Origin of the sequence: Pseudomonas sp. H3(2019) (assembly GCF_007713465.1) — a bacterium.
Lineage (GTDB): Bacteria > Pseudomonadota > Gammaproteobacteria > Pseudomonadales > Pseudomonadaceae > Aquipseudomonas.
Genome location: NZ_VMSG01000013.1, coordinates 22,969 through 48,274, shown reverse-complemented (window position 1 = coordinate 48,274; position 25,306 = coordinate 22,969). Strand labels below are relative to the sequence as shown.

General features: G+C 52.9%; 20 protein-coding genes. All 20 read right to left on the bottom strand.

What is annotated here, in order from left to right:
* Positions 1-1,629 carry a glycosyltransferase gene (locus tag FPT12_RS14620; RefSeq protein ID WP_145016955.1) on the bottom strand — a complete coding sequence of 543 codons (1,629 nt, stop codon included), beginning with the start codon at positions 1,627-1,629 and terminating at the stop codon, positions 1-3.
* A complete protein-coding gene (locus FPT12_RS14615; protein WP_145016953.1) occupies positions 1,620-3,908 on the bottom strand; it encodes a glycosyltransferase family 4 protein in 2,289 nt (762 codons plus the stop codon). The genes FPT12_RS14620 and FPT12_RS14615 overlap by 10 nt, the downstream gene beginning before the upstream one ends.
* Positions 3,908-4,660: an ABC transporter ATP-binding protein gene (locus tag FPT12_RS14610; protein ID WP_145016951.1), complete on the bottom strand. Its 753-nt coding sequence runs from the start codon at positions 4,658-4,660 to the stop codon at positions 3,908-3,910. The genes FPT12_RS14615 and FPT12_RS14610 overlap by 1 nt, the downstream gene beginning before the upstream one ends.
* Positions 4,657-5,556 carry an ABC transporter permease gene (locus FPT12_RS14605; RefSeq protein ID WP_256676760.1) on the bottom strand — a complete coding sequence of 300 codons (900 nt, stop codon included), beginning with the start codon at positions 5,554-5,556 and terminating at the stop codon, positions 4,657-4,659. Before FPT12_RS14605 ends, FPT12_RS14610 begins: the two co-directional genes overlap by 4 nt.
* Complete coding sequence (locus FPT12_RS14600; RefSeq protein ID WP_145016950.1) at positions 5,546-6,631, bottom strand: DegT/DnrJ/EryC1/StrS aminotransferase family protein; 1,086 nt, start codon at positions 6,629-6,631, stop codon at positions 5,546-5,548. Before FPT12_RS14600 ends, FPT12_RS14605 begins: the two co-directional genes overlap by 11 nt.
* A gap of 11 nt (positions 6,632-6,642) precedes the next feature.
* Positions 6,643-7,737, bottom strand: coding sequence for a GDP-mannose 4,6-dehydratase (gene gmd, locus FPT12_RS14595; RefSeq protein ID WP_145016948.1), 1,095 nt, complete (start codon positions 7,735-7,737; stop codon positions 6,643-6,645).
* 101 nt (positions 7,738-7,838) lie between these two features.
* Positions 7,839-9,212, bottom strand: a complete 1,374-nt coding sequence (locus tag FPT12_RS14590) for a phosphomannomutase (RefSeq protein WP_145016946.1) — start codon at positions 9,210-9,212, stop codon at positions 7,839-7,841.
* A gap of 148 nt (positions 9,213-9,360) precedes the next feature.
* On the bottom strand, positions 9,361-10,803 hold the full coding sequence (locus FPT12_RS14585; protein WP_145016944.1) for a mannose-1-phosphate guanylyltransferase/mannose-6-phosphate isomerase: 1,443 nt from the start codon (positions 10,801-10,803) through the stop codon (positions 9,361-9,363).
* A 285-nt stretch (positions 10,804-11,088) separates the two neighbouring features.
* Positions 11,089-11,970 (bottom strand): glucose-1-phosphate thymidylyltransferase RfbA, encoded by an 882-nt coding sequence (rfbA, locus tag FPT12_RS14580; protein ID WP_145016943.1) that lies wholly within the window; start codon positions 11,968-11,970, stop codon positions 11,089-11,091.
* A complete protein-coding gene (rfbD, locus tag FPT12_RS14575; RefSeq protein WP_371922560.1) occupies positions 11,967-12,875 on the bottom strand; it encodes a dTDP-4-dehydrorhamnose reductase in 909 nt (302 codons plus the stop codon). Before rfbD ends, rfbA begins: the two co-directional genes overlap by 4 nt.
* A gap of 168 nt (positions 12,876-13,043) precedes the next feature.
* The gene (locus FPT12_RS14570) at positions 13,044-13,283 is read right to left on the bottom strand and encodes a LapA family protein (RefSeq protein WP_145016940.1); all 240 of its coding nucleotides are present in this window, start codon (positions 13,281-13,283) and stop codon (positions 13,044-13,046) included.
* A 24-nt stretch (positions 13,284-13,307) separates the two neighbouring features.
* On the bottom strand, positions 13,308-13,604 hold the full coding sequence (gene ihfB, locus FPT12_RS14565) for an integration host factor subunit beta (RefSeq protein WP_003369729.1): 297 nt from the start codon (positions 13,602-13,604) through the stop codon (positions 13,308-13,310).
* 175 nt (positions 13,605-13,779) lie between these two features.
* Entirely contained in the window at positions 13,780-14,061 is a 282-nt protein-coding gene (locus tag FPT12_RS27995; protein WP_145016938.1) for a hypothetical protein, read from the bottom strand.
* 196 nt (positions 14,062-14,257) lie between these two features.
* Positions 14,258-15,949, bottom strand: coding sequence for a 30S ribosomal protein S1 (gene rpsA, locus FPT12_RS14555; protein WP_019692981.1), 1,692 nt, complete (start codon positions 15,947-15,949; stop codon positions 14,258-14,260).
* 121 nt (positions 15,950-16,070) lie between these two features.
* Positions 16,071-16,760 carry a (d)CMP kinase gene (cmk, locus tag FPT12_RS14550; protein ID WP_145016936.1) on the bottom strand — a complete coding sequence of 230 codons (690 nt, stop codon included), beginning with the start codon at positions 16,758-16,760 and terminating at the stop codon, positions 16,071-16,073.
* Positions 16,757-18,964 (bottom strand): bifunctional prephenate dehydrogenase/3-phosphoshikimate 1-carboxyvinyltransferase, encoded by a 2,208-nt coding sequence (locus FPT12_RS14545; RefSeq protein ID WP_145017145.1) that lies wholly within the window; start codon positions 18,962-18,964, stop codon positions 16,757-16,759. The genes cmk and FPT12_RS14545 overlap by 4 nt, the downstream gene beginning before the upstream one ends.
* A 28-nt stretch (positions 18,965-18,992) precedes the next feature.
* The gene (hisC, locus tag FPT12_RS14540) at positions 18,993-20,105 is read right to left on the bottom strand and encodes a histidinol-phosphate transaminase (protein ID WP_145016935.1); all 1,113 of its coding nucleotides are present in this window, start codon (positions 20,103-20,105) and stop codon (positions 18,993-18,995) included.
* A gap of 11 nt (positions 20,106-20,116) precedes the next feature.
* Positions 20,117-21,211 carry a prephenate dehydratase gene (gene pheA, locus FPT12_RS14535; protein ID WP_019692985.1) on the bottom strand — a complete coding sequence of 365 codons (1,095 nt, stop codon included), beginning with the start codon at positions 21,209-21,211 and terminating at the stop codon, positions 20,117-20,119.
* Positions 21,211-22,296: a 3-phosphoserine/phosphohydroxythreonine transaminase gene (serC, locus tag FPT12_RS14530; protein WP_145016933.1), complete on the bottom strand. Its 1,086-nt coding sequence runs from the start codon at positions 22,294-22,296 to the stop codon at positions 21,211-21,213. Before serC ends, pheA begins: the two co-directional genes overlap by 1 nt.
* A 64-nt stretch (positions 22,297-22,360) precedes the next feature.
* Positions 22,361-25,030 carry a DNA gyrase subunit A gene (gene gyrA, locus FPT12_RS14525; RefSeq protein WP_145016931.1) on the bottom strand — a complete coding sequence of 890 codons (2,670 nt, stop codon included), beginning with the start codon at positions 25,028-25,030 and terminating at the stop codon, positions 22,361-22,363.
* Positions 25,031-25,306: the final 276 nt, after the last annotated feature.

The window sequence follows — 25,306 nt, the reverse complement described above, 5'->3', positions numbered from 1 at the left end:
CTAATCACGACTAGAAATACTATCTAACACATCGACGTGCTCGTTAACGACATCAGTCCATGAGCGCAAACTCAACTTTTTATAAAATTGCGTTTGAACAGCTAGAACTTCCTCACGATTGTGCAATGACAGTTGAATACGTTTCGCCATATCCTTCCAGTCATAGGGATCAAAGAATGTCAGTTCCTGAACCTCATCATCATTTAATACCTCCTCAGCAACCGCAATCCTGGCCATTGCCACAGGTGTACCTACTGACAATGCTTCAGTAAAGGTAAAGGGACATCCCCCCTCACTCAGGCTTGGATTCACCGCCAGGTCCGCCAACTTATAACATGCAGCCAATTCTTGAACTGTCAGACTATGAAGGCATAAAACATCATTTTCCAGGAAATTATCCTTGATAAATTTTATGACATCCGCCATTCCATTCGGATTACCTGTAAGAATTAACTTATGCCCAATAAATTTACTACGAAGCAGGTATTCATAGGCCCGGAGTAACGACAGAACATTTTTATTAGGTCTAATTTGGCTCGCATAAAATAAAAAACCAGCTTCAGGGTTAGAAAACGTAGCCAAATGTTTAGAGTCAACTGATTTGAGCAAGGCTTTCCTGAACAGATCCAAACAAAGACTATGGGAGGCCTCCTCTGGATTCACCCCACCAGTGACTTCAACCCATTTATTTAAACTATTAGGTGCATGATGAATAACTGAAACCTTGGACGGATTAATAGCGTAACGATCAACCAGCGTATCCCACTTCACAGCACCACTGTAAGTCACATAGTTCTGGCCCGCGTAAATAGTCTCTTCGATTTCACCAAACACCCTCAAAAATCTTTCCCCTCCGACGTTGGAAAACCCAACGGGGAAGTCTGTAAGCACCACATCCGGGATACACATCAGCTTAGGCGCTTTAATATCATTGAACGCAGGCCAAAAGGCAGTTGGGCTATACCATGCCAAGACATGAGATAGACTATCAATCAACTCCAGCATCCTTTTTGACTCAACACTTTCCATCCCTTTATACAGCCTTAAAATCAAAGCATCTTCCTTTGGCGCACTCAAAACCGCCTTAAGACGAAAAATTCTCCTTGATAATGGCCGGGTTACTCTCTTGACAAAAAAAGTCATTTTTGAGAGCGCAACAAGCAATATAACAGGTACCAAAAGCGGACTACACAATAAAAACAGAAGAGCCCCGAAAACGCCAATCAACAACAATGGAATCAAACTAGAAACGGAATGAGCCGCTATCAAACGTGCTTCAAGATAGTCTGTAATTTTTTTGTAACCCCACGAAAACGCACCTAAAACCCGATCGATAATTGTAGGTTTTTTTGCACGTTTCTTATATCTCAAATACGCTTCGTACAACTTTAAAATTAATGGTTCCTTATTTGGAGAAACAACCTCGAATCGATTCTTTTGAACACCCTCACTCAGAAATAATTCTTCTAGGCTTTTTTTCGACCAGCTTGGGCAAACCAATACAAAATGGACATCATCCCGCCCAGAAGTCCCTTTTAAGAATGCGGCCAGGTAGCGACCCAATCCCTCATGACGCAGGTCGACACCAGGTGGGTAGGAGAGGTAAATTCCATAGTTTTTTACAGACATACCCGAACCTCATCCCAATACTTCACTGCAAAATTTACAAGATCATTCTGCGCCAGTTTTTCTTTAGAAGGGAGTTTCGCTGTCAAGTTAAAATAATTTTCTTCCATGTACTTTAATTTTTTCGCCATGTCCTTTGGATCACCCGAGTTCATCCAGGTCAAATTTAAAGAGAATCGAGCGTCTATTTCGTGCATCGCAGGATAATCACTGCTCAATGATGGGATTCCCACGCAAGCGGCCTCGATAACACTGAACGTACCATTATCAATTTTTCCGGCATGCCATAAAAATCGAGAGTTCGCCAATGTATCAATATATTGACTCTCTGAAAGCTCACCAAGCAATCTCATACGCCTGCTCAACAAAGGACTACCTTTGACCAGCTTAGCGAGCGGTTTCAGATGAGGCATATCACTTTTAAGTAAATTTTCGGTGCCTACCCCTGTCACATGACAAGACAGCGAACCACCGTACTCTTCGTAGTAGATCCTCAGAGCTTTGAGTGCATTAACATGATTTTTGTGCTGATTAGCATTTGTCGTCCAGATAAAATACGGTAATCCCTTCTCAGTCTTAATAACCGACTCTTTCCAAAATTCCGGCACTAACATTGGCATCACGACAACTTTTCCTGCACTTACACCCGCGTACTGCAATGCATCAAACTTCGTGAAGTTTGTAGTAACAAAAACCTTCTTAGACACTCTAACAGCATCCAAAAAAACCGCATCAGCCCCCTTGGTAAGAATAGGCTCATAGCGTTGTAAATAATCGTAAACCATATATATGGTTGGTTTTATAGGCAGTAGTGGCGCCTCAAGCCGATCGGATATGACAATCCACAAATCACAGTCGACCAGCTGTTTGATACCATCATCAGGAGCTACATATTTACTATGGATCGGCTCCCAACCTTGCTGCCCAGAATATCGCATGGCCCGACGAGCCTCAATCGCATCCAGCGTTCGCCATTTATAGGGACGAATTTTAATATTAGCGTCGATATCATCAAATGTATCCCTAGAATAACTTTCCTTATCATCCAGGTGGCAAATCACCACGTCAACGTCTTCACCGCCTTGCCGGCTGCCTATATATAATGCTTGGGCCAACATTTTCGTCCCGCGCAGACTCCCGCCTCTATACTTCACAGGGACAATAATGGCAATACGTTTCCGCTTTTTGGGTCGCTCGGCATTTTGAGCTCGGATAGCTTCTAGCTCATTAGTAATATCAGCCCAACCTCTCCTCCATTGCTGACTAACTACAACGGTTGAGAACTTGTCGAGGATTTTTTTTTGGTTATCAATAATTGAAGCGATAAACTCATTATCACCTTCAAGGATTCGCCTAATTTTTTTTCTGGCTTCCTCTATAGTCTTGGAACGACCTGGAGACTTAATGCCACCCAAATCGTCAAGCATACCGCCAGCCATAAATACCAGTGCTATTCCAGACCGCATTGCACGCAGGGGCATATCATCAATACGGTTAGATACCGTCGAATCATAAAACATGACTTTATATTGATTGGAAATACAGTCCTTGGACTCAAAATTTATTTCACCGATGATATTATCAGCATCAACGGCTATAGGCTGCTGCCCCGCAACCGAATAGTCAAAGCCCTTAAAATCAGCTAAAAAATTCTTATATAACCCTAACGAAAACTCTGATACATTTATATTCGGACAGAAAAATAATACATTATTTATCTGACGATTCGAATAACCATCCGAAGATTTAAAGGCATACTCCACAGGCAAGCAACAAAGACGCCTGCTCAAATAATTCATCTCAGCTTTGGCCTGATGCGCATGAAAGGCTCCAAACCAAAGACGATTACCGACCGCCTTTAGCCTGTAAACTCCGTCCTCTCCAAGATCATTATGCAGAGCGTCCGAATAAGACTTTCCATCTAAAAAACCCGCCCCCCTCAAAACTATAGCGCCGCCAAACCCCTTGAGCGCAGCTAATAGTTGTTGTGCATGACTGCCTACGAATGCAACATCAAAATAACGATTTACTATCCCCCAAGCCTCATCACTTGGATCTTCATACCAGTTTTGTCTATTTAGAACTTCAAGATCAGAAACTGGAATACTCAGAGAGTCATCATAACTAAAATCTATATCATCTGATAAATTGTACGGAGTCGCCGGAAATTTTTTTGGCATAAAAAATTCCGTCACGCCCACAGACTTTAGTTGAGCAACATCTGATTCACGCAGCTCTTTTTTATTCAAGAGCCACAAAACCCTAAAGGCGTTATTTAGCATCAAGATAGCCCATTTGCTTTTTTGTACTCATCAATAGCATCGACACAGCTACCATCAAAAATGAGCGAGCCATGATGAAAGACTAACCCACGATTACAAATGGCTTTTAAAGATCCCAAATCATGGGAGGCAAGAACAAGTATTTCCGCACGCTCGATCAAGCTGGTAATACGCTCTTTGGCCTTAACCATAAAATTCGCATCCCCAGCCCCAATAACTTCATCGAGAAGAAGAATATCTCCTCCGACTGTTGTTGAGATGGCGAATGCCAATCTTACTTGCATGCCGGCGGAGTAGGTTTTCATTGGATAATCAATAAACTCTCCCAGTCCGGCAAATTCAACAATTTCCGCTTCCATCCCTCGCATAAACCGAGGTGATAAACCTAACAATAATCCGCGGTATAGAATATTCTCTCTACCGGTAGCATCAGGTTCAAAGCCCAAGCTAAGATCAAACAAGGAACGTATTTGCCCATCTACAGTCAGCTTGCCGCTGGAAATAGGGTACAGACCAGCGACTGTTTTAAGAAAGGTACTTTTACCTGCACCATTATGCCCTAGCAACCCTACTCTTTCACCGCTCGAAATTTCAACCGACACATTTTTCAGCGCATGAATATCTGCCACCGTGGAGGACGTTGAGCGCCGGCTAAAAGCACTTGCCATTAATGATTTTAGCGAACGTTCTTTATAAGCAACCGAAGCGTAGTGAAGATTAACATTCTCAAGAGTTATCTTATTATTTTTCATAGGTAAAAAATGACCTTACGCTCAGACTTATAACCAACCAAGATAGCGATCAACGCAAAGAAAACTGCCGCCCCCAGACTAAACATATAGTTTTCAAGTGTTGGCCATTCGCCTTGCAACAAAGGAGCGCGAATCAACTGTAAAACATGATAAATCGGGTTGTAATCCACCAATGCATGCAGCCCCCCATTCTTGAACATTTTCGCTTCAAAATAGACAGGGGAAACGAACCACAATGATTGCATTACCAAGCCAAGAGCATGAGGAACATCTCGAAACCTCGTACTGATGTAGGCCAGCAACGTTGAAACTGGCCATGCTATCAGGGCCAATATCGGATAGATCGTAAGCGTTGCTAACCAGCACCACCCGATATTTTGTGGCAAAACAACCGCAACCCATCCATACAGAGAGATACTGGCCAACAATAAAATGATTAAGCTTCCAATAACCGAACGTAGTGTATAAATAGCGAGGGGATGATTACACTGCTTAATATAGGAATCGGCCTGAACAAAAGATAGAGACCCCCCCATGGTATTAGCAGAGATATACTCCCATACAATAATCCCGGAGAGAATATAAGGCGCATATGTAACAATATCAGTGTTAAAAAGTCTGCTGAAAACCAACGTCAATAGCAATGTCAATCCCAGTGGCTGGATAATTGACCATGTCACACCAAAAAAAGACCGCCTCCATCTTGATCGAAGGTCAGCAAGAGCAAGATGCATCCAAAAATATCGGGCATCCCATATACGAGAAAAATACGAAAACATCTTTTCACCTGAGTAAATAATTAAATCCAAAAATTCAGTTTCAACTTGACTTTCTGAATTCCACTTAGCAATCGGGGTTGACTTCTCAACCCCGATTTTCTGCATTTTAGTCGGCAAAGTAGCTTCGAATCTCGTCTGCTACCCGCTGCACCTGTTCGCGGCTCAGTGTCGGATAACTCGGAAGGTTCATCCCTCGGGAGCTAAGGTCCTGCGCTACCGGAAAGGTTTCATCCGTCTTGCAATGTGGCATGTTGTGAGCAGGAGCGAACAGAGGGCGTGTCTCTATGCCTTTGCTCTTCAAATGATCACGCAATGCCTGACGCTGACTCGGATCATCCAGCAGCACCGAGCACATCCAGTAGGTGTGACGTGTACCTGGCTGCTCTGCATGCATCTGCAGCGGAAGCCCTTCGAGTGCTTCGCGATACCAGTCCGCAACTTGCCGCTTAAGAGCGATGATCTCGTCTGCACGTTCCAACTGGGCAAGCCCAATGGCTGCGCAGATGTTGGTCATACGATAGTTGAACGCCAACTCGTCATGCCAGTACTCGCGAGTCTTGGACACGCCTTGGCTTTTGAGGTGGCAGGCTCTTTCGTGAACGGCCTTGTTTTTGGACACCACCATCCCACCCTCACCGGTGGTAATGGTCTTGTTTCCAAAGAAGCTGAACGTAGCGACATCGCCAAAAGTCCCTACATGCTGATTTTTGTACAGAGAGCCAAAGGCTTCTGCACAGTCTTCGATCAGCAGCAGGTTGTGCTCTTTACACAGAGCAACGACTTCATCCATGTCACACGCCAAGCCGTACAAGTGCACGACCATGACCGCCTTGGTTTTAGGCGTTATGCGGCTGCGGATGTCTGGAACGCTGACGTTCCAGGTATCAGCCAGGGATTCAGCGTATACAACGCTGGCCCCGGTTTGCATGATGGTGTTGACGGACGCTACGTAAGTAAGCGTCGGAACAATCACCTCATCGCCAGGCCCAAGCCCCAAAGCAGCCATTGCCAGGTGCAGAGCAACCGTGCCGTTGCTCACGGTGGTCGCATGTTCTGCACCGATGTATCGGGCAAACTCGCTCTCAAAGCGGGAGATAAATTCTCCGCGAGAAGAAATCCAGGTCGAATCAAGACACTGGTTTACATATTCCTTTTCGCGTCCGCCCAGAAAGGGCTGATATACCGGTATCATCCCAGCCCCCTTTATTCTTGACCTTTGAAGTATTTGTATCCGTGAGCCTCGACCAACTGGTCGCGTTCGGCTTCACGCATGTCTTCACGCATCATTTCTGCTACCAACTCGGCGAAGGAAGTCGCCGGCACCCAGCCCAACTTGGCTTTGGCTTTGCTTGGGTCACCCAGCAGGGTCTCAACTTCGGCGGGACGGAAATAGCGTGGGTCGACGGCAACGATGCATTTGTTGGTTGCGACGTCGTAACCTTTCTCTTCTACACCTTTACCTTCCCAACGAATCTTGATACCGATTTCGTTCGCCGCGAGGTCAACAAACTGCCGAACGGAGTATTGAACACCGGTCGCAATCACAAAATCTTCTGGTGTTTCTTGCTGCAGCATGAGCCATTGCATTTCCACGTAATCACGGGCATGACCCCAATCACGCAGGGCGTCCATATTGCCGAGGTACAGGCAGTCTTGCAGATCCAGCTTGATACGCGCCAAGGCACGGGTGATCTTGCGGGTTACGAAGGTTTCACCGCGGATCGGCGATTCATGGTTAAAGAGAATACCGTTGCAGGCATACATGCCATATGACTCGCGGTAGTTCACGGTAATCCAGTAGGCGTACAGCTTGGCAACGGCATACGGGGAACGTGGATAGAAAGGCGTGGTTTCTTTCTGTGGGATTTCCTGAACCAGACCGTATAGTTCGGATGTGGATGCCTGATAGAACTTGGTCTTCTTCTCGAGCCCGGCGATGCGGATTGCTTCAAGAATGCGAAGTGTACCCATAGCATCAGTATCAGCAGTATATTCTGGCGCTTCGAAGGAAACACCAACGTGGCTTTGTGCGGCCAGGTTGTAGATTTCGTCCGGTTGTACTTCCTGCACGATACGAATCAAGCTGCTCGAATCGGTCAGGTCTCCATAATGCAGCTTGAGATCGTAGCCTTGATTGTGCGGGTCGTGGTAGAGATGATCAATACGATGAGTATTGAATAGAGAGCTACGGCGCTTGATGCCGTGGACCGAATAACCTTTTTTAAGCAGGAACTCAGCAAGGTAAGCACCATCCTGACCAGTAATACCCGTAATCAACGCTACTTTCTTGTCGCTCATTTTCTCACCAATTTAGATTAATCAATCGAACAGTAAGTCTCTACCAGAGAGCCAACTTGTTGCTGCCCCTCACCTTCCTTCTGGAAGTGAGAACCGTTTTGTCATTCCATATATCTACTGTTCAGCAATCCCTCAATTTCTTTTACTTTCAACGCGATCAGCGCTGGGTCCCTTCTACTTTCGACATTTAACCTCAACAGAGGTTCTGTGTTCGAACCGCGGAGATTAAATCGCCAGTCCGTAAATTCCAGACTGACTCCATCGGTTTGATCCAGGTGAGGCCCTTGAGGTAAATAATGTGCCAAGACCTCCTCCAGCGCCGCTGATACATCGTTCACCCGATAATTGATTTCACCACTGCATGGATAAGCGGCAACGCGCTCATCAACAAGCTGGGCCAAATTTTTTCCCGAGGCAGACATCAATGCGGTCACCAGCAGCCAAGGGATCATGCCGCTGTCACAATAGGCGAAATCCCGGAAATAATGATGAGCACTCATCTCACCGCCGTAGATTGCATCCTCCAGACGCATGCGCTCTTTTATGAATGCGTGGCCGGTTTTGCATTGTACTGAAACACCGCCCGCCAATCGAACCTGATCGATGGTATTCCAGGTCAACCGGGGGTCATGGATGATCTTGGAGCCAGGGCTTTTCTTGAGCAGCATTTCAGCCAGCAGGCCTACCAGGTAGTAGCCCTCGATGAAGCGTCCCTTTTCGTCGAAAAAGAAGCAGCGGTCAAAGTCACCATCCCACGCCAGCCCTAGATCGCAGCCGTTCGCCAACAGCGCTTGCTGTGTCAGATCGCGATTCTCTGGTAGCAGTGGATTGGGCACGCCGTTAGGAAAGTTACCATCGGGCTCGGCATTGATCACCACCCATTCGAATGGCAGCTTATGGATCAACTGCTGTAACACAGGCCCGGCAGCTCCGTTACCTGGATCTGCGAGTATTTTCAGCGGCTTGAGATCTGTGACATTGACGTAACTGAGAAGGTGCTCGATATAGTTCGTTTTATCCAGCTCAAATCGAACCTCCCCAGGAGTCGCCGCCGATGCCCCTAAGTCACCACTTTCCACCCGGTCGCGAATAGCATTGAGCCCGGTGTCGCCGCTGATGGGCCGAGATTCAGATTTTACAAGCTTCATCCCGTTGTAGCCTTTGGGATTGTGGCTGGCGGTAATCATTACTCCACCGTCCGCCTTAAACGCACTTGTGGCAAAGTAGACTTCTTCGGTACCGCACAAGCCAATATCGATGACGTTTGCGCCCGCCTCACACAAACCACGTGTCATGGCATCTGCCAGCATCGGGCTTTCGAGCCGCATGTCACGCCCCAGCACAATGCTTTTACCCTGCAATTCGGTGACCATGGCACGGCCAATTCGATAGGCGACGTCTTCATTGAGATCCGAAGGCACCTGACCACGAATGTCATAAGCTTTGAAGCACGGGGTATTGATAGGGGTATGCATACCGCTCTCTTGCGTGGATATTTGAAGACGAGACCAGTGAAGCTGCTCTGTCATCTCGTCGAAATGGAAGCGTATTGGATCAGCTCAAATGCAAACAAGCCTGATCGGCTAAAACTCACCGGCCAGGCTTATGACTGCCGGGGCACTATTACTTATCAACACGACCGTAATTGTCCTCGAAGCGGACAATATCGTCCTCGCCGAGATAATCCCCACTCTGCACTTCAATAAGAACCAGGTCGATTACACCCGGGTTCATCAAGCGATGCTGATGGCCAGCACGAATAAACGTGGACTCATTAGTGTTCAGCATCAGCTCCTGCTGATCGTTGACCACTACCGCCATCCCACTGACGACGATCCAGTGCTCACTTCTGTGGTGGTGCATCTGCAGGGACAGGGAAGCCTTTGGCTTCACCACGATACGCTTGATCTTGAAGCGTTCGCCGCTCTCCAGCGTCGTATAAGTGCCCCATGGGCGATGCACCGTCCGGTGAAGCAAATGTACCGTATGGCTATTGGCCTTGAGTTGGCCAACAATGTGTTTCACATCTTGTGCATGGTCTTTATGCGCGATCATCACGGCGTCTGGCGTATCGATTACCAGCAAGTCCTCAACCCCAACCAGTGCAGTGAGTCGACCTTCACTGTTTACGTAGTTGTTGCGGGAACCATGAGACAGCACCTCTCCTTCAAAGCGGTTACCGTTCTCATCGGGCTCTGTCAGTTCACTGACGGCGTTCCAGGAGCCAATGTCACTCCAACCGATATCACACGGGATGGTCGCAACCCTGGAAGAGCGTTCCATCAACGCATAGTCGATGGAAATATCCGGAACCTCTGCAAATGCATCGGCGTCGAGGGCCAGGCAACGGTATTTGTCAGACGAGGTGAGGCGGGATACTTCAATAGTCCTGCCGACTGCTTCTACTACGTCTGGAGCGTGCATGCGAAGCTCTTCGAGGACGGTGCCGACCCGGAAGCAGAACATCCCGGAGTTCCAGTAGTAGTTGCCGGCACTCACGTAACCTTGAGCGGTTTCAAGATCAGGTTTTTCGACGAAACGCGCAACTTTCAAGCCGCCTTTCAGAGGAGCATTTTTTTGCGCCTCTATGTAGCCGAAGCCGGTTTCAGGGTAGGTCGGCTGGATGCCAAAAGTGACCAGCCAGCCTTCGGCGGCTAACGCAACGGCATTTGCTACTGCAGCAGCAAATGCCTTTTCATCCTTGATCAGATGGTCGGCAGCCAACACCAGCATATGGACATCAGGGCCATGGGTGGCCTCCAACTGCAACGCAGCCGCCGCAACAGCCGCAGCCGTATTACGCCCGAAAGGTTCAAGAATGAAACCTTGAGAGTGTTTGGCAGTATTGACAGCGCCGTATTCGTCTTCAGTCTTGAACAAAAGCTCACGGTTAGTCACCGTAAGCACTTCTACAACGCCCTCCAGTTGCGAAGCTCGCAGGAAGGTTTTCTGGATTAGATTCTGGCCACCCGGCAAATCCATGAACGGTTTGGGGTGGGCCTCTCGAGAAACAGGCCACAACCGGCTACCCACACCGCCAGACAAAATTACGGGAATCAGTTCCATACTCAACGTCCTTAATCCTCACTCTCTGAAAGGTAACTACAGAAAACGGAGCTCGTTTATATTCTGGTCGCTTTGCACCTCTTTCAGATGCAAAATCGAGGGGTAAAATCTTACGAAACCATCAAACAATTTGCTTGCGTTGCAGCCGTGCTAACGTCTTGCATATTTTTTATTCGACCGGAGCCCTCGAAGCTCGGCAGGCCTGAAAACGCATACCTGCCCATTCTACAGCTAACAACGACTTTTACGAACAACTCACACCCCGGAAAACCTCGACCAATCAGGTCATGCGTCCAGTAGTTTTTGCAAATACTGGCCATAACCGGTCTTCTTCAGTCGCTCGGCCTGAACGCCAAGCTCAGCCGGTGTGATCCAGCCGAAATTATAAGCAATCTCCTCCAGGCAAGCGACCTTCAGACCCTGGCGCTGCTCAATGGTATGGACGAAGTGACTGGCCTCAAGCAACGACTCATGAGTACCCGTATCCAACCAGGCGAATCCCCGACCCAGTATCTCTACATCCAACGTCTTTTGTTCGAGGTAGGCGCGGTTGATATCAGTGATCTCCAGCTCACCGCGCTGCGAAGGTTTTATGCCCTTGGCGATCTCGACGACTTGATTGTCATAGAAATACAACCCTGTGATGGCGTAACTGGACTTAGGCTTGAGCGGCTTTTCTTCGATGCTCAAGGCATGACCCGCCTCATCAAACTCGACCACACCAAAACGGCCGGGATCAGAGACGTGATAGCCAAAAACCGTCGCACCGCTCTCTTTAGCCATTGCCGAGAGCAGGTTGTCGGAAAAATGCTGGCCGTAAAAAATATTATCACCCAGGATCAAGCAGCAAGGGTCCTTGCCGATGAATGCCTCTCCAATGATAAAGGCCTGAGCAAGGCCATCCGGGCTCGGCTGCTCTGCATAGCTCAACTGGATACCATATTGGCTACCATCGCCAAGCAGCTTGCGAAAGCTTGGCAAGTCCTCCGGGGTAGAGATAATCAAAATTTCGCGCATGCCCGCGAGCATCAGTACCGACAACGGATAAAAAATCATGGGCTTGTCGTAGATAGGCAGCATCTGCTTCGACACCCCCAGAGTCAACGGATGCAAGCGCGTACCCGAGCCGCCCGCAAGGATGATGCCTTTACGATTAATGACGGTCATTTATTTAGAACCTCCATGAGCATTCGGGTAACGCCGCCTTTCCAATCAGGAAGATGAAGAGAAAAATTGTCACGTAGCTTTCTGGTATTCAATCGTGAGTTCAGAGGCCGGCGCGCAGGTGTTGGATAAGCGCTGGTATCGATCGGATTCACGGAGACCACAGTCAACGCCTCACCGTTCCTACGTGCAAAGTCGATAACATGACTAGCATAGCCGTGCCAAGAGGTCTCACCGTCCGCTGCCAAGTGATAAATACCACCAAGCCCCGGATGCTCGACGATTTTTCGAATTGCCAGCATGGTGATATCAGCAATCAGGTCTGCGCCCGTCGGTGCACCAATCTGATCAGCAATTACACTTAAAGTTTCTCGATCTTTGGCCATACGCAATATGGTCTTGGCGAAATTGTTACCACGGGCACCATAAACCCAACTCGTGCGCAAGATCAGGTGTTTGCAGCCAGAGCTCGTTATAGCCCGCTCACCTGCCAGCTTACTCGCTCCGTAGTGATTTACTGGCGCGACGACATCATCCTCCCGCCAAGGCACTTGCCCGCCACCGCTGAAGACATAGTCTGTCGAGTAGTGAACAAGCCACGCGTCCAGCGCCAACGCCTCTTCAGCCATTACCCGGCTCGCAGAGGCGTTAATGCGATCCGCAATCTCCGGTTCTGACTCTGCCTTGTCCACTGCGGTGTAAGCTGCCGCGTTGACAATAAAATCCGGCCTCACCTGGCGAATCGTCGCTCTCAGCGATTCAAAATCAGCCAGATCACCACATAAGCCATCAACCTTTTGTCGGTCGAGCGCTATCACTTCACCGAGAGGTGACAGAGAACGCTGCAGCTCCCAACCGACCTGACCATTTTTGCCAAATAAAAGAATTTTCATACGAGGCCCAAACAATTGTTGCAAGTGTAGCCTTTGACGAATACCCCCACCCAACCAACACCGAGCTCTCCAAATAGATCTCAAGCCTTGAGGAGGAACAAAGCGTTTGATTGCTAAAAAATTTACTAACGAATGCAGACCGAGGTCACTGAAGCCTCAAAAGACTCTCAACCATCGCATTAATCAGGCCAGGCGCTTGCGCCTGCTCCTGACCGTGCGACCGACTAACCAACCCAACAATGGACCGATGAGCATGCCAAACAACAAGGCAATAACCGTGATAACCGAGACCGGCAACTGTGGTCCGGCCAAGCCCAGGAACGACAAGGAAACAGACTGCTGGTTCTCAAGTACAAAAGCGAGGATCGCCAGAACAAGCAAAAGAACAACCACAGCGAGGAGTACGCGCTTAAGGTTACGCATCAGTCACTCCCTGAATGAAGACTGTCAAAGCCCCTCCTCCTCATCCTCATTCACCCGATCCCGGAGCTCTTTGCCCGGCTTGAAATGAGGAACGAATTTGCCGTCGAGGCTGACGGATTGACCGGTCTTTGGATTACGACCGACGCGCGGCGCGCGATAGTGCAAAGAGAAGCTGCCAAAGCCACGGATTTCGATTCGATCACCGGTAGCCAGGCACTGGGACATTTGCTCAAGCATGGTCTTGATGGCCAGCTCCACATCCTTGGATGAGAGTAGCCCTTGATGGGTGACAATTCGTTCGATCAACTCCGACTTCGTCATATTTTTCCCTTCTTTTTCAAGCAGCTAGATCAGCGCTTCAAAGGTTTTAGCATGCTCGAAGGATTTTGAACAGCCTATATATTGACTTATCTGCATTCCCTGACAGACACCGCAAAGTTCGCCTCCCGGAGAGCTGGCACTCCACCCTTTCACACCACAGAGGCTCACCAAATCATCATCTGCAAATGACCAACATGACGCGAGTGAGGTATCCGGCCGGGTTCCACCCAAATGGATAATCCTCCGCCTCCTCTTTAGCATCACTGGACCTGCCAATGACCTTGTAGCTCTGCGCCCCACACTCTCTTGCAGCTCGCTTGTAACACTTGTCCCAACCCGATCCGAGCCCTGAACAATCGATCTCGATACCACTCACGCCACGCACCACATGAGTTTTGGCGCTTGTTGTACACCCCACCAAGACCAGTACTGCCAATGTGACTATGAGCTTGCTCATTCCATTCCTTATGCCAGGCATCACACCCAACCGACGCTCGACTCAAGCTAAAGCCTAGCTCCGAATAGACAATTGATACACCTGAACAACAGACCACCTTACCCCCGCATTGTTTCCCCCGGCACCTCGAAAACCTAAAATCTCAGGCACAAAAAAGGGCGACCGAAGTCGCCCTTTTTCTATGGCCTGACAGAACTCAGTTCTGTTTTTCCATTTGTGCACGCAGCAGAGCACCAAGAGTGGTGTCAACTGGAGCATCCGAAGCAGCTGGCTTGTCGCGCAGGCTCTGGATAGCTTCTTTCTCGTCTTCAACGTCTTTCGACTTGATCGAGAGCTGGATTACACGGCTCTTGCGGTCAACGCTGATGATCTTGGCTTCAACTTCTTCGCCTTCTTTCAGAACGTTGCGCGCATCTTCGATGCGGTCACGGCTGATTTCGGAGGCTTTCAGAGTAGCTTCGATATCGGTAGCCAAAGTGATGATGGCGCCTTTAGCGTCAACTTCTTTCACGATGCCTTTAACGATTGCGCCTTTGTCGTTCTCTTGAACGTACTCGGAGAACGGATCGCTTTCCAGTTGCTTGATACCCAGGGAGATACGCTCGCGCTCTGGGTCAACCGACAGGATAACGGTGTCCAGCTCGTCGCCCTTCTTGAAGCGACGTACGGCTTCTTCGCCCACTTCGTTCCAGGAGATGTCGGACAGGTGAACCAGACCGTCGATGCCGCCGTCCAGACCAATGAAGATACCGAAATCGGTGATCGACTTGATGGTGCCGGAGATTTTATCGCCCTTGTTGAACTGGCCAGAGAAATCTTCCCATGGGTTAGATTTGCACTGCTTGATGCCCAGGGAGATACGACGACGCTCTTCGTCGATGTCCAGAACCATAACTTCCACTTCGTCGCCGACTTGTACGACTTTCGAAGGGTGGATGTTCTTGTTGGTCCAGTCCATTTCGGAAACGTGTACCAGACCTTCAACGCCTTCTTCCAGCTCAGCGAAGCAGCCGTAGTCGGTCAGGTTGGTTACACGTGCGGTAACGCGAGTGCTTTCTGGGTAACGGGCTTTGATAGCAACCCATGGATCTTCGCCCAGCTGCTTGAGGCCCAGGGAAACACGATTGCGCTCGCGATCGTACTTCAGAACCTTGACATCGATCTCGTCGCCAACGTTGACGATTTCGGAAGGATGCTTGATACGCTTCCAAGCCATGTCGGTAATGTGCAGCAGGCCATCGACGCCACCCAGATCGACGAATGCGCCGTAATCGGTGAGGTTTTTGACGATACCTTTGACTTGTTGACCTTCCTGCAGGGATTCCAGCAGAGCTTCACGCTCAGCGGAGTTCTCGGCTTCGAGGACGCTACGACGGGAAACGACAACGTTGTTGCGTTTCTGGTCGAGTTTGATGACCTTGAATTCCAGCTCTTTGCCTTCCAGGTGCGTGGTGTCACGCACAGGACGGACGTCAACCAGAGAACCAGGCAGGAACGCACGGATGCCGTTAACGTCGACAGTGAAGCCGCCTTTAACCTTACCGTTGATAACGCCCTTGACCACTTCTTCGGCTGCGAAGGCTGCTTCCAGAACGATCCAGCATTCAGCGCGCTTGGCTTTTTCACGGGACAGCTTGGTTTCACCAAAGCCGTCTTCAACCGAATCCAGCGCAACGTGAACTTCGTCACCGACGTTGATATTCAGTTCGCCAGCGTCGTTGTAGAACTGCTCAAGCGGGATGAGTGCTTCAGACTTCAGGCCAGCGTGAACGGTTACCCAGCGAGCTTGGTAATCGATATCAACGATAACACCGGTGATGATGGAGCCTGCCTGAAGGTTCAGGGTTTTTAGGCTTTCTTCAAAGAGTTCCGCAAAGCTTTCGCTCATTTTAATTCCTGTTGATAAGGGCGAAGAATACGCCCATCTGCCACATCCCAGACAATGTGGGTTACGTTTATATAAAAGAAACGCCGCAGGACTATGACTGGTCCCCTGCAGTGCTTCTTGGTCACCCGACGATATCGCGAATGGCGATCTCGCTCATGATGCGTTCCAGCACCTGCTCGATGGACAACTCCGTGGAATCCAGCTGTATGGCGTCGACCGCCGGCTTGAGCGGGGCTACCGCTCGCTGGGTGTCGCGCTCATCGCGCACACGGATCTCATCTAGCAGACTCGACAGACTAACACCCTCGACTTTACCCTTCAACTGCAAATAACGACGGCGCGCCCGTTCCTCGGCGCTGGCGGTCAGAAAAATTTTCAGCGGCGCGTCGGGAAACACAACGGTGCCCATGTCGCGACCATCGGCCACCAACCCCGGCGCCTCCTGAAATGCCCGCTGCCGCTGCAGCAAGGCGTCACGCACCGCAGGCAGCGCCGCCACTTGCGAGGCCCAGGCACCGACCTGCTCATTGCGCAGGTCATCAGTGACATCATCACCTTCAAGGATGATGCGCTGCGGATGACCTTCGGTCGCTCCGACGAACTGCACATCAAGGTGAGCGGCCAGCAACTTCAGCGACTCTTCATTGGTCAGGTCGACACCATGATTGCGCGCAGCAAATGCCAGCAAACGGTACAACGCACCGGAATCCAGCAAGCACCAGCCCAGGCGCTTGGCGAGGATCCCGGCGATAGTGCCCTTGCCCGAGCCACTCGGCCCATCGATGGTGATTACCGGAGCGTGGCTGGTCACGACTGAGCCTCTTGAGCAACACGAATACCGACTTGCGCGCACAAGGCGAGGAAGTTCGGGAATGAGGTCGCAACGTTGGCGCAGTCATGGATACGGATCGGCGCATTGGCGCGCAACGACGCAACGCTGAATGCCATGGCAATCCGGTGATCGCCGTGACCATGCACTTCGCCGCCGCCAATCTGGCTGCCGTCGATGATGATGCCGTCCGGAGTTGGCTCGCACTTGACGCCCAGCGCCAGCAAACCGTCCGCCATCACCTGGATACGATCCGACTCCTTGACCCGCAACTCTTCCGCACCACGCAGAATCGTCCGACCTTCGGCACAGGCCGCAGCCACGAACAGTACCGGGAACTCGTCGATGGCCAGCGGAACCAGCGCCTCAGGAATTTCGATACCTTTAAGCTTAGCCGCTCGCACACGCAAATCAGCCACTGGCTCGCCGCCGACTTCACGCTGGTTTTCCAGGGTGATATCGGCGCCCATCAAGCGCAGGATGTCGATCACACCGGTACGGGTCGGGTTGATACCCACGTGCTCCAGCACCAGCTCCGAACCTTCAGCAATCGACGCCGCCACGAGGAAGAATGCCGACGAGGAGATATCGCCCGGCACTTCAATGTGCGTCGCGGTCAACTTGTGGCCGGACTCGACCGAAGCGGTAGCGCCGTTGACAGTAACCGGGTAGCCGAAGCCACGCAGCATACGCTCGGTATGGTCACGGGTCGGAGCCGGCTCGGTCACGGTGGTCTTGCCATCGGCGTACAGGCCCGCCAACAACAGGCAGGATTTAACCTGGGCGCTGGCCATCGGCATGGTGTAGGTCAGGCCCTTGAGCTTGTTGCCACCACGAATGGTCATCGGCGGACGACCTTCGGCAGCCGTCTCGATCACTGCACCCATTTCGCGCAGCGGGTTGGCCACACGATTCATCGGACGCTTGGACAGCGACGCATCGCCCGTCAAGGTGCTGTCGAAGTCCTGCGCGGCCAGCAAGCCGGACAGCAGACGCATCGACGTACCCGAGTTGCCCAGATAAATCGGGCCAGGAGCCGGTTTCAAGCCATGCAGGCCAACACCGTGAATGGTCACGCGACCATGGTGCGGACCTTCGATCACGACGCCCATGTCACGGAAGGCCTGCAAGGTCGCCAGGGCGTCTTCACCCTCAAGGAAACCTTCGACTTCGGTAACGCCTTCAGCGAGGGAGCCGAGCATGATCGAACGGTGGGAAATCGATTTGTCGCCCGGTACACGAATCCGCCCACTCAGGCGGCCACCAGGATTTGCCAGGAAAATCAGATCGTTGGAGTTCATAGCGTCCACATAGGCCCGACGGGCCAGGATTTTACTGAAATGCTCGCGGGCAACCCGGGCGCGCGTAAATACGCCCAACAGTTGGTGCCCGTCCCCTGCATCGACCGCGTCGCGCAAGGCGTCGAGATCGCTGCGAAATGTATCGAGTGTGCGCAGGACAGCTTCGCGATTGGCGAGGAAGATGTCGTGCCACATGACCGGGTCACTGCCGGCGATTCTCGTGAAATCGCGGAAACCGCCCGCAGCGTAACGGAAGATTTCCAGATTTTCACTTCGTTTGGCCAATGAATCGACCAATCCGAACGCCAGCAAATGCGGCAAATGGCTGGTCGCCGCCAACACTTCATCGTGACGCTCGACCTGCATGTGCTCGACAGAGGCACCCAACTCGCGCCAGAGCCGGTCGACAACTGCCAGGGCAGCCGGATCGGTTTGTTCGAGCGGCGTCAGAATCACTTTGTGTCGACGGAACAGCTGAGCATTGGAAGCCTCGACCCCGCTCTGCTCGGAACCGGCGATCGGATGCCCCGGAACGAAGCGCGCTGGCATGCTACCGAAGGCTTCGGTCGCGGCACGCACCACATTGCCTTTGGCACTGCCGACATCGGTCAGAATCGCCGCCCCCAGGTCCATGCCAGCCAACAGCGCCAGCAGTTTTTCCATTGCGAGGATCGGCACTGCCAACTGAATTACGTCCGCACCGCGGCAGGCGACAGCGAGGTCGTCTTCGCAACGATCCACCACCCCCAGCTCAACCGCCAGCTTTCGCGATTGCGGATCGAGATCAACGCCAACCACTTCGCGGCACAACCCGCGCTCCCGCAGGCCCTTGGCGAACGAACCACCGATCAGCCCCAGACCGACCACCACCAGGCGACCGATCATAGGCACAGCAGGTTGCACGGCGATGACATCAACCACGGGCCAGAACCTTGGCCAGCGCCTCGAGGAAGCGGCTGTTTTCAGCCGGTAGACCGATGGTGATGCGCAAGTGATTCGGCATGCCGTAATTGGCCACTGGACGCACAATCACACCTTCATGCAGCAAGCCCTGGAAAACCGGTGCCGCAACGCGCCCCAGATCCACGCAAATGAAGTTGCCTTTGGAAGGAATCCAGCTCAGCCCCAACTCACGAAAGCCCGCCTCGAGCTGCTGCATGCCAGACTCGTTCAGACGACGGCTTTCAGCCAGGTATTCATCGTCCTGCAACGCTGCGCAGGCCGCAGCCAGGGCCAGGCTGTTGACGTTGAATGGCTGACGCACGCGGTTCAACACATCAGCGACCACCGCGGTCGACAAACCATAACCCACACGCAGCGCGGCCAGACCGTAGGCCTTGGAGAAGGTCCGGGAAACCAGCAGGTTCGGGTACGCTGCGAGGAAATCCAGACCATCCGGCAGATTGCTGCCTTCGGCGTATTCGATGTACGCCTCATCCAGCACTACCAGCACATGCGCAGGCACGTCCTGCAGGAACTCATCCAGCGCCTCGGCGCCGAACCAGGTTCCGGTCGGGTTGTTCGGGTTAGCAATGAACACCACGCGGGTGTTGCTGTCGATGGCTTCGAGCATGGCCGACAGGTCATGCCCCCAGTCTTTGGCTGGAATCACCCGCGCTTCGGCACCGACAGCCTGTGTGACGATCGGGTAGACCGCGAACGCATGCTCACTGAACACTGCGTTGAGGCCCGGCGCCAGATAGGCACGCGCGACCAGCTCGAGGATGTCGTTGGAGCCGTTGCCCAACGTCACTTGATCGAGCTCGACCCGGCACTGCTCAGCCAGCAGGGTTTTCAGTGCAAACCCGTTGCCGTCCGGATAGCGGGTCAGCTCGGCCAGCTCTTCGCGAATCGCCGCCAGTGCCTTGGGACTGGCACCCAGCGGGTTTTCGTTGCTCGCCAGTTTGACGATTTTTGCCGGATCGATGTCCAGCTCGCGAGCCAGTTCGTCCACGGGTTTGCCCGGAACGTAAGGCGAAAGTTGTTGCACGCCCGGCTGTGCCAGAGCGAGGAAGTCGCCACTCATTATCAACGCCTTTAGAGAACTGCTTTCGGGTAGGAACCCAACACTTTAAGTGCTACCGCTTCCTGACTGATTTTCTCCAGCACAGCTTTTATCAGCGGGTCGCGGTGGTGGCCGACGAAATCGATGAAGAACACGTAGGTCCACTTGCCGCTGCGCGATGGACGGGTTTCGATTCGCGTCAGGTCGATGCCATTGTCATGGAACGGCACCAGCAACTCGTGAAGCGCGCCGGGTTTGTTGCTCATCGAGACGATGATCGACGTCTTGTCGTCGCCGGTCGGTGGTACTTCCTGGCTGCCGATCATCAGGAATCGCGTGGAGTTGTCCGGGCGATCCTCGATTTTCTCGGCCAGACGGGTCAAACCGTACAAACCCGCCGCCATGTCACCAGCAATCGCCGCCGAGTTCCACTCACCCTTGACCCGCTTGGCCGCCTCAGCGTTGCTCGATACCGCCACGCGCTCGACGTTCGGGTAGTGAGCGTCCAGCCATTTACGGCACTGCGCCAAGGACTGGGCATGGGAATAAATGCGGCTGATGCTGTCGGTCTTGGTGTTTTCACCCACCAGCAAGTGGTGGTGAATGCGCAGCTCGACTTCGCCACAGATAACCATGTCGTGTTCGAGGAAGCTGTCGAGGGTGTGGTTGACCGCGCCCTCGGTGGAGTTTTCCACAGGCACCACGCCAAAGTTCACCGCACCGGCAGCCACTTCACGGAACACTTCGTCGATCGCCGCCATGGGCTTGCTGATCACCGCATGACCGAAGTGCTTCATGGCCGCCGCTTGAGTGAAGGTGCCCTCAGGGCCGAGGTAGGCCACTTTCAGCGGCTGCTCGAGCGCCAGGCACGAGGACATGATTTCACGGAACAACCGCGCCATCTCTTCGTTGCCCAGCGGCCCCTGGTTGCGCTCCATTACGCGCTTGAGCACCTGAGCTTCACGCTCAGGACGATAGAACACCGGCACTTCGCCTTCGGCCAGCGTAGCCATCTTTACTCGCGCGACTTCCTGGGCGCAGCGTGCACGCTCACTGATCAGCTCGAGGATTTTTTCGTCCAGAGCATCAATGCGCAGGCGCAGTGCCTTGAGTTCTTGCTCAGACATTAGCCGTGTTCCTTCTCGAACTCTGCCATGTACGCCACCAGCGCATTGACTGCGTTGATGTCGACGGCGTTGTAGATAGAGGCACGCATGCCACCTACCGAACGGTGACCCTTGAGGTTCAGCAGACCGCGCGCTTCGGCACCGACCAGGAACGGCTTGTCGAGGCGATCGTCAGCCAGACGGAACGGCACGTTCATCCACGAGCGGTCAGTCTTGTTGATCGGGTTGCTGTACAAGCCGCTAGCATCGATGAAGTTGTACAGCGTGCGCTGCTTGACTTCATTGAGCTTGCCAATGGCCTCAACACCACCCTGCTCTTTCAGCCATTCGAACACAAGACCGGACAAGTACCAGGCCAGTGTTGGCGGGGTGTTGTACATCGAGCCGTTGTCGGCCGCGACCTTGTAGTCGAGCATGGTCGGGCAGAACGAACGGGCACGACCCAGCAGGTCTTCACGCACGATGTTGACGACGATACCGCTCGGGCCGATGTTTTTCTGGGCGCCGGCGTAGATCATGCCGAAACGCGAGATATCCACAGGGCGCGAGAGAATGTCCGAAGACATGTCTGCAACCAGCGGAACATCACCGGTTTCCGGGATCCACTGGAATTCCAGACCACCGATGGTTTCGTTCGGCGCGTAGTGCACGTAGGCCGCGTCTTGCGACAGCTTCCACTCGTTCTGGCCGGGAATGGCGAAATAATCGTAAGGCTTGGCGGTAGCGGCGACGTTGACGTGGCCGTAGCGCTGCGCTTCTTCAATGGCTTTCTGCGACCAGATACCGGTGTCGATATAGTCGGCCTTGCCGTTTTCCGGCAACAGGTTCAGAGGAATCTGAGCAAATTGCTGGCTGGCGCCGCCTTGCAGAAACAGCACTTTATAGTTCGAGGGGATATTCAGCAGATCACGCAGATCCTGCTCGGCCTTGGTCGCAATGGACACGAACTCATCGCTGCGATGGCTCATTTCCATGACCGAGAGACCCTTGCCATGCCAGTCGAGCAATTCCGACTGGGCACGCGACAGAACAGCTTCAGGCAGCGCAGCAGGACCTGCGCAGAAGTTATAGGCTCGTTTGCTCACATCCACTCTCGCTATGCATTCACGGTAGCGGACAGAGCAAACACTCTGCCCTGCTACGATTTGGTTAGTCTTGCGGCTCTTCTTCGTCAGCTGCGTCAGCCTGCTGGCTTTCGACAGTATCGTCCGGCTCGGTGCCGGTCTCGAGTACCACACCTTCGAGCTCGGCACCCTCTTCGCCTTCCAGCTCTTCGCCTTCGACTTCCGATGGTTCCTGAACCCGCTCCAGACCGACCAGTGTTTCATCGTTGGCCAGTTTGATCAGGGTCACGCCCTGGGTGTTACGACCCAGACTGGATACTTCATCAACACGAGTACGCACCAAGGTGCCCTGGTCGGAAATCAGCATGATTTCCTCGCCGTCGAGCACCTGGACTGCACCGACCAGACGGCCGTTACGCTCGTTGCTGACCATGGCGATAACGCCCTGACCGCCACGCTTGTACTCAGGGAACTCGGTGATGGCGGTACGCTTGCCGAAACCACGCGCCGAAGCGGTGAGGATCTGGCTGCCTTCTTCAGGGATCAGCATGGAAATCAGCTTCTGACCTTCCGGCAGACGCATGCCGCGGACACCGCGAGCGGTACGGCCCATGGCACGAACGTCGGACTCTTTGAAGCGGGTCACCTTGCCGCCGTCGGAGAACAGCATGACTTCACGCTCGCCATCGGTGATGGCAGCGGAGATCAAGACGTCGCCTTCGTCCAGCTCCAGCGCGATCAAGCCAACGCTGCGCTGACGGCTGAAGGACTCCAGCGGGGTCTTCTTCACGGTGCCGTTGGCGGTAGCCATGAAGATGTAGTGACCTTCGGTGTATTCCTCGACCGGCAGCATGGTGGTGATGTATTCACCATCGTCCAGCGGCAGCAGGTTGACCAGCGGACGACCACGGGCAGCGCGGGACGCCTCAGGAATTTCGTAGGTTTTCAGCCAGTAAACCTTGCCCTTGCTGGAGAACAGCAACAGCGTGGTGTGGCTGTTGGCGACCAGTAGATGAGCGATGTAGTCCTCATCCTTGACGCCGGTAGCCGATTTGCCTTTACCGCCACGACGCTGGGCCTGGTACGCAGCCAATGGCTGGGTCTTGGCGTAGCCACCGTGGGAAATGGTCACGACGCGCTCTTCTTCCGGGATCATGTCACCCAGGGTCAGGTCCAGACGCGCATCGAGAATTTCGGTGCGACGCACATCGCCGTACTCGGCACGAATCACTTCCAGCTCTTCGCGGATCACTTCCATCAGGCGCGTGGCGCTGTTGAGGATGCGGATCAGCTCGCCGATCTGGTTGAGGATCTCTTGATACTCGGCCAGCAGTTTTTCGTGTTCCAGGCCGGTCAGACGGTGCAGACGCAGCTCCAGAATGGCTTGCGCCTGCTCCGGCGACAGGAAGTACTTGCCTTCGCGCAAACCATATTGCGGATCCAGGGTCTCTGGACGGCAAGAGTCAGCACCGGCACGCTCGACCATTGCTACCACTGCGGAGGATTCCCATGGAGTGCTGATCAGCGCTTCCTTGGCTTCCGACGGCGTTGGCGAGGCCTTGATCAGGGCGATGACCGGGTCGATGTTCGACAGTGCAACCGCCTGACCTTCGAGGATGTGACCACGCTCGCGGGCTTTACGCAGTTCGAACACGGTACGACGGGTCACCACTTCGCGGCGGTGACGCACAAAGGCTTCCAGCAGGTCCTTGAGGTTCAGGATCCGCGGACGGCCGTCGATCAACGCAACAATGTTGATGCCGAACACCGCTTGCAACTGGGTCTGGGCGTAGAGGTTGTTTAGGATGACCTCAGGCACTTCGCCGCGACGCAGTTCGATCACCACGCGCATACCGTCTTTGTCGGACTCGTCGCGCAGTTCGGTGATGCCTTCCAGTTTTTTCTCTTTGACCAGCTCGGCGATCTTCTCGATCAGACGCGCCTTGTTCAACTGGTAAGGCAGTTCGGTGATGACGATCTGCTGACGACCACCGACCTTGTCGATGTCTTCGATGATCGAACGGGCACGCATGTAAATGCGGCCGCGACCGGTACGATAGGCTTCGATGATACCGGCGCGACCGTTGATGATCGCGGCGGTCGGGAAGTCCGGACCGGGGATGTATTGCATCAGCTCATCGACGGTCAACTCGGGGTTGTCGATGAGTGCCAGGCAACCGTCGATGACTTCACCGAGGTTGTGCGGCGGAATGTTGGTCGCCATGCCCACGGCAATACCGCTGGAGCCGTTGACCAGCAGGTTGGGAATGCGGGTCGGCATAACCGCCGGGATCATTTCGGTGCCGTCGTAGTTCGGCACCCAGTCCACGGTTTCTTTATGCAGGTCAGCCAGCAGCTCGTGCGCCAGCTTGGTCATGCGCACTTCGGTGTATCGCATTGCCGCGGCGTTGTCGCCGTCGACCGAACCGAAGTTGCCCTGACCGTCTACCAGCAGGTAACGCAGCGAGAATGGCTGCGCCATACGAACGATGGTGTCGTATACCGCGGTATCACCGTGCGGGTGATACTTACCGATCACGTCACCGACAACACGGGCAGATTTCTTGTACGGCTTGTTGAAGTCGTTACCCAGCTCGCTCATCGCGAACAGCACACGCCGATGCACGGGCTTCAAGCCATCGCGCGCATCAGGCAGTGCCCGACCGACAATTACGCTCATCGCGTAGTCGAGGTAGGACTGTTTCAGCTCGTCTTCGATATTGACCGGGAGGATTTCTTTGGCCAGTTCGCCCATGAGAAGCCTGATTCCTTTTTCTGGTGAAACTTCGTCACATCCATATGGGACGAACGAAGCTCGCCGCTGCAGGCTGAGTGCCAGCACCGACTTACGACAAATCAACGAGTTATGCCATGGATCTGCGCAGTAAAGGCAGCCACATCGGGCTGCCTTGGAAACCGCCGAATGTTATCACAAGAGCCGCCACGCACCTATCCCCCAGATGCGCATGGAGCATAGTTAGTTGACCGGTGACAGGCGTAAAGGCGACGAGAGAGGCTCTGAGGCAAATCA

Excerpts from the sequence above, each read along its gene's own strand:
- FPT12_RS14620 (WP_145016955.1), bottom strand. The coding sequence starts at position 1,629 with ATGTCTGTAAAAAACTATGGAATTTACCTCTCCTACCCACCTGGTGTC.
- FPT12_RS14615 (WP_145016953.1), bottom strand. The coding sequence starts at position 3,908 with ATGCTAAATAACGCCTTTAGGGTTTTGTGGCTCTTGAATAAAAAAGAG.
- FPT12_RS14610 (WP_145016951.1), bottom strand. The coding sequence starts at position 4,660 with ATGAAAAATAATAAGATAACTCTTGAGAATGTTAATCTTCACTACGCT.
- FPT12_RS14600 (WP_145016950.1), bottom strand. The coding sequence starts at position 6,631 with ATGATACCGGTATATCAGCCCTTTCTGGGCGGACGCGAAAAGGAATAT.
- gmd (WP_145016948.1), bottom strand. The coding sequence starts at position 7,737 with ATGAGCGACAAGAAAGTAGCGTTGATTACGGGTATTACTGGTCAGGAT.
- FPT12_RS14590 (WP_145016946.1), bottom strand. The coding sequence starts at position 9,212 with ATGCATACCCCTATCAATACCCCGTGCTTCAAAGCTTATGACATTCGT.
- FPT12_RS14585 (WP_145016944.1), bottom strand. The coding sequence starts at position 10,803 with ATGGAACTGATTCCCGTAATTTTGTCTGGCGGTGTGGGTAGCCGGTTG.
- rfbA (WP_145016943.1), bottom strand. The coding sequence starts at position 11,970 with ATGACCGTCATTAATCGTAAAGGCATCATCCTTGCGGGCGGCTCGGGT.
- FPT12_RS14570 (WP_145016940.1), bottom strand. The coding sequence starts at position 13,283 with ATGCGTAACCTTAAGCGCGTACTCCTCGCTGTGGTTGTTCTTTTGCTT.
- ihfB (WP_003369729.1), bottom strand. The coding sequence starts at position 13,604 with ATGACGAAGTCGGAGTTGATCGAACGAATTGTCACCCATCAAGGGCTA.
- FPT12_RS27995 (WP_145016938.1), bottom strand. The coding sequence starts at position 14,061 with ATGAGCAAGCTCATAGTCACATTGGCAGTACTGGTCTTGGTGGGGTGT.
- rpsA (WP_019692981.1), bottom strand. The coding sequence starts at position 15,949 with ATGAGCGAAAGCTTTGCGGAACTCTTTGAAGAAAGCCTAAAAACCCTG.
- FPT12_RS14545 (WP_145017145.1), bottom strand. The coding sequence starts at position 18,964 with ATGATCGGTCGCCTGGTGGTGGTCGGTCTGGGGCTGATCGGTGGTTCG.
- hisC (WP_145016935.1), bottom strand. The coding sequence starts at position 20,105 with ATGAGTGGCGACTTCCTCGCTCTGGCACAGCCGGGCGTGCAACAACTT.
- pheA (WP_019692985.1), bottom strand. The coding sequence starts at position 21,211 with ATGTCTGAGCAAGAACTCAAGGCACTGCGCCTGCGCATTGATGCTCTG.
- gyrA (WP_145016931.1), bottom strand. The coding sequence starts at position 25,030 with ATGGGCGAACTGGCCAAAGAAATCCTCCCGGTCAATATCGAAGACGAG.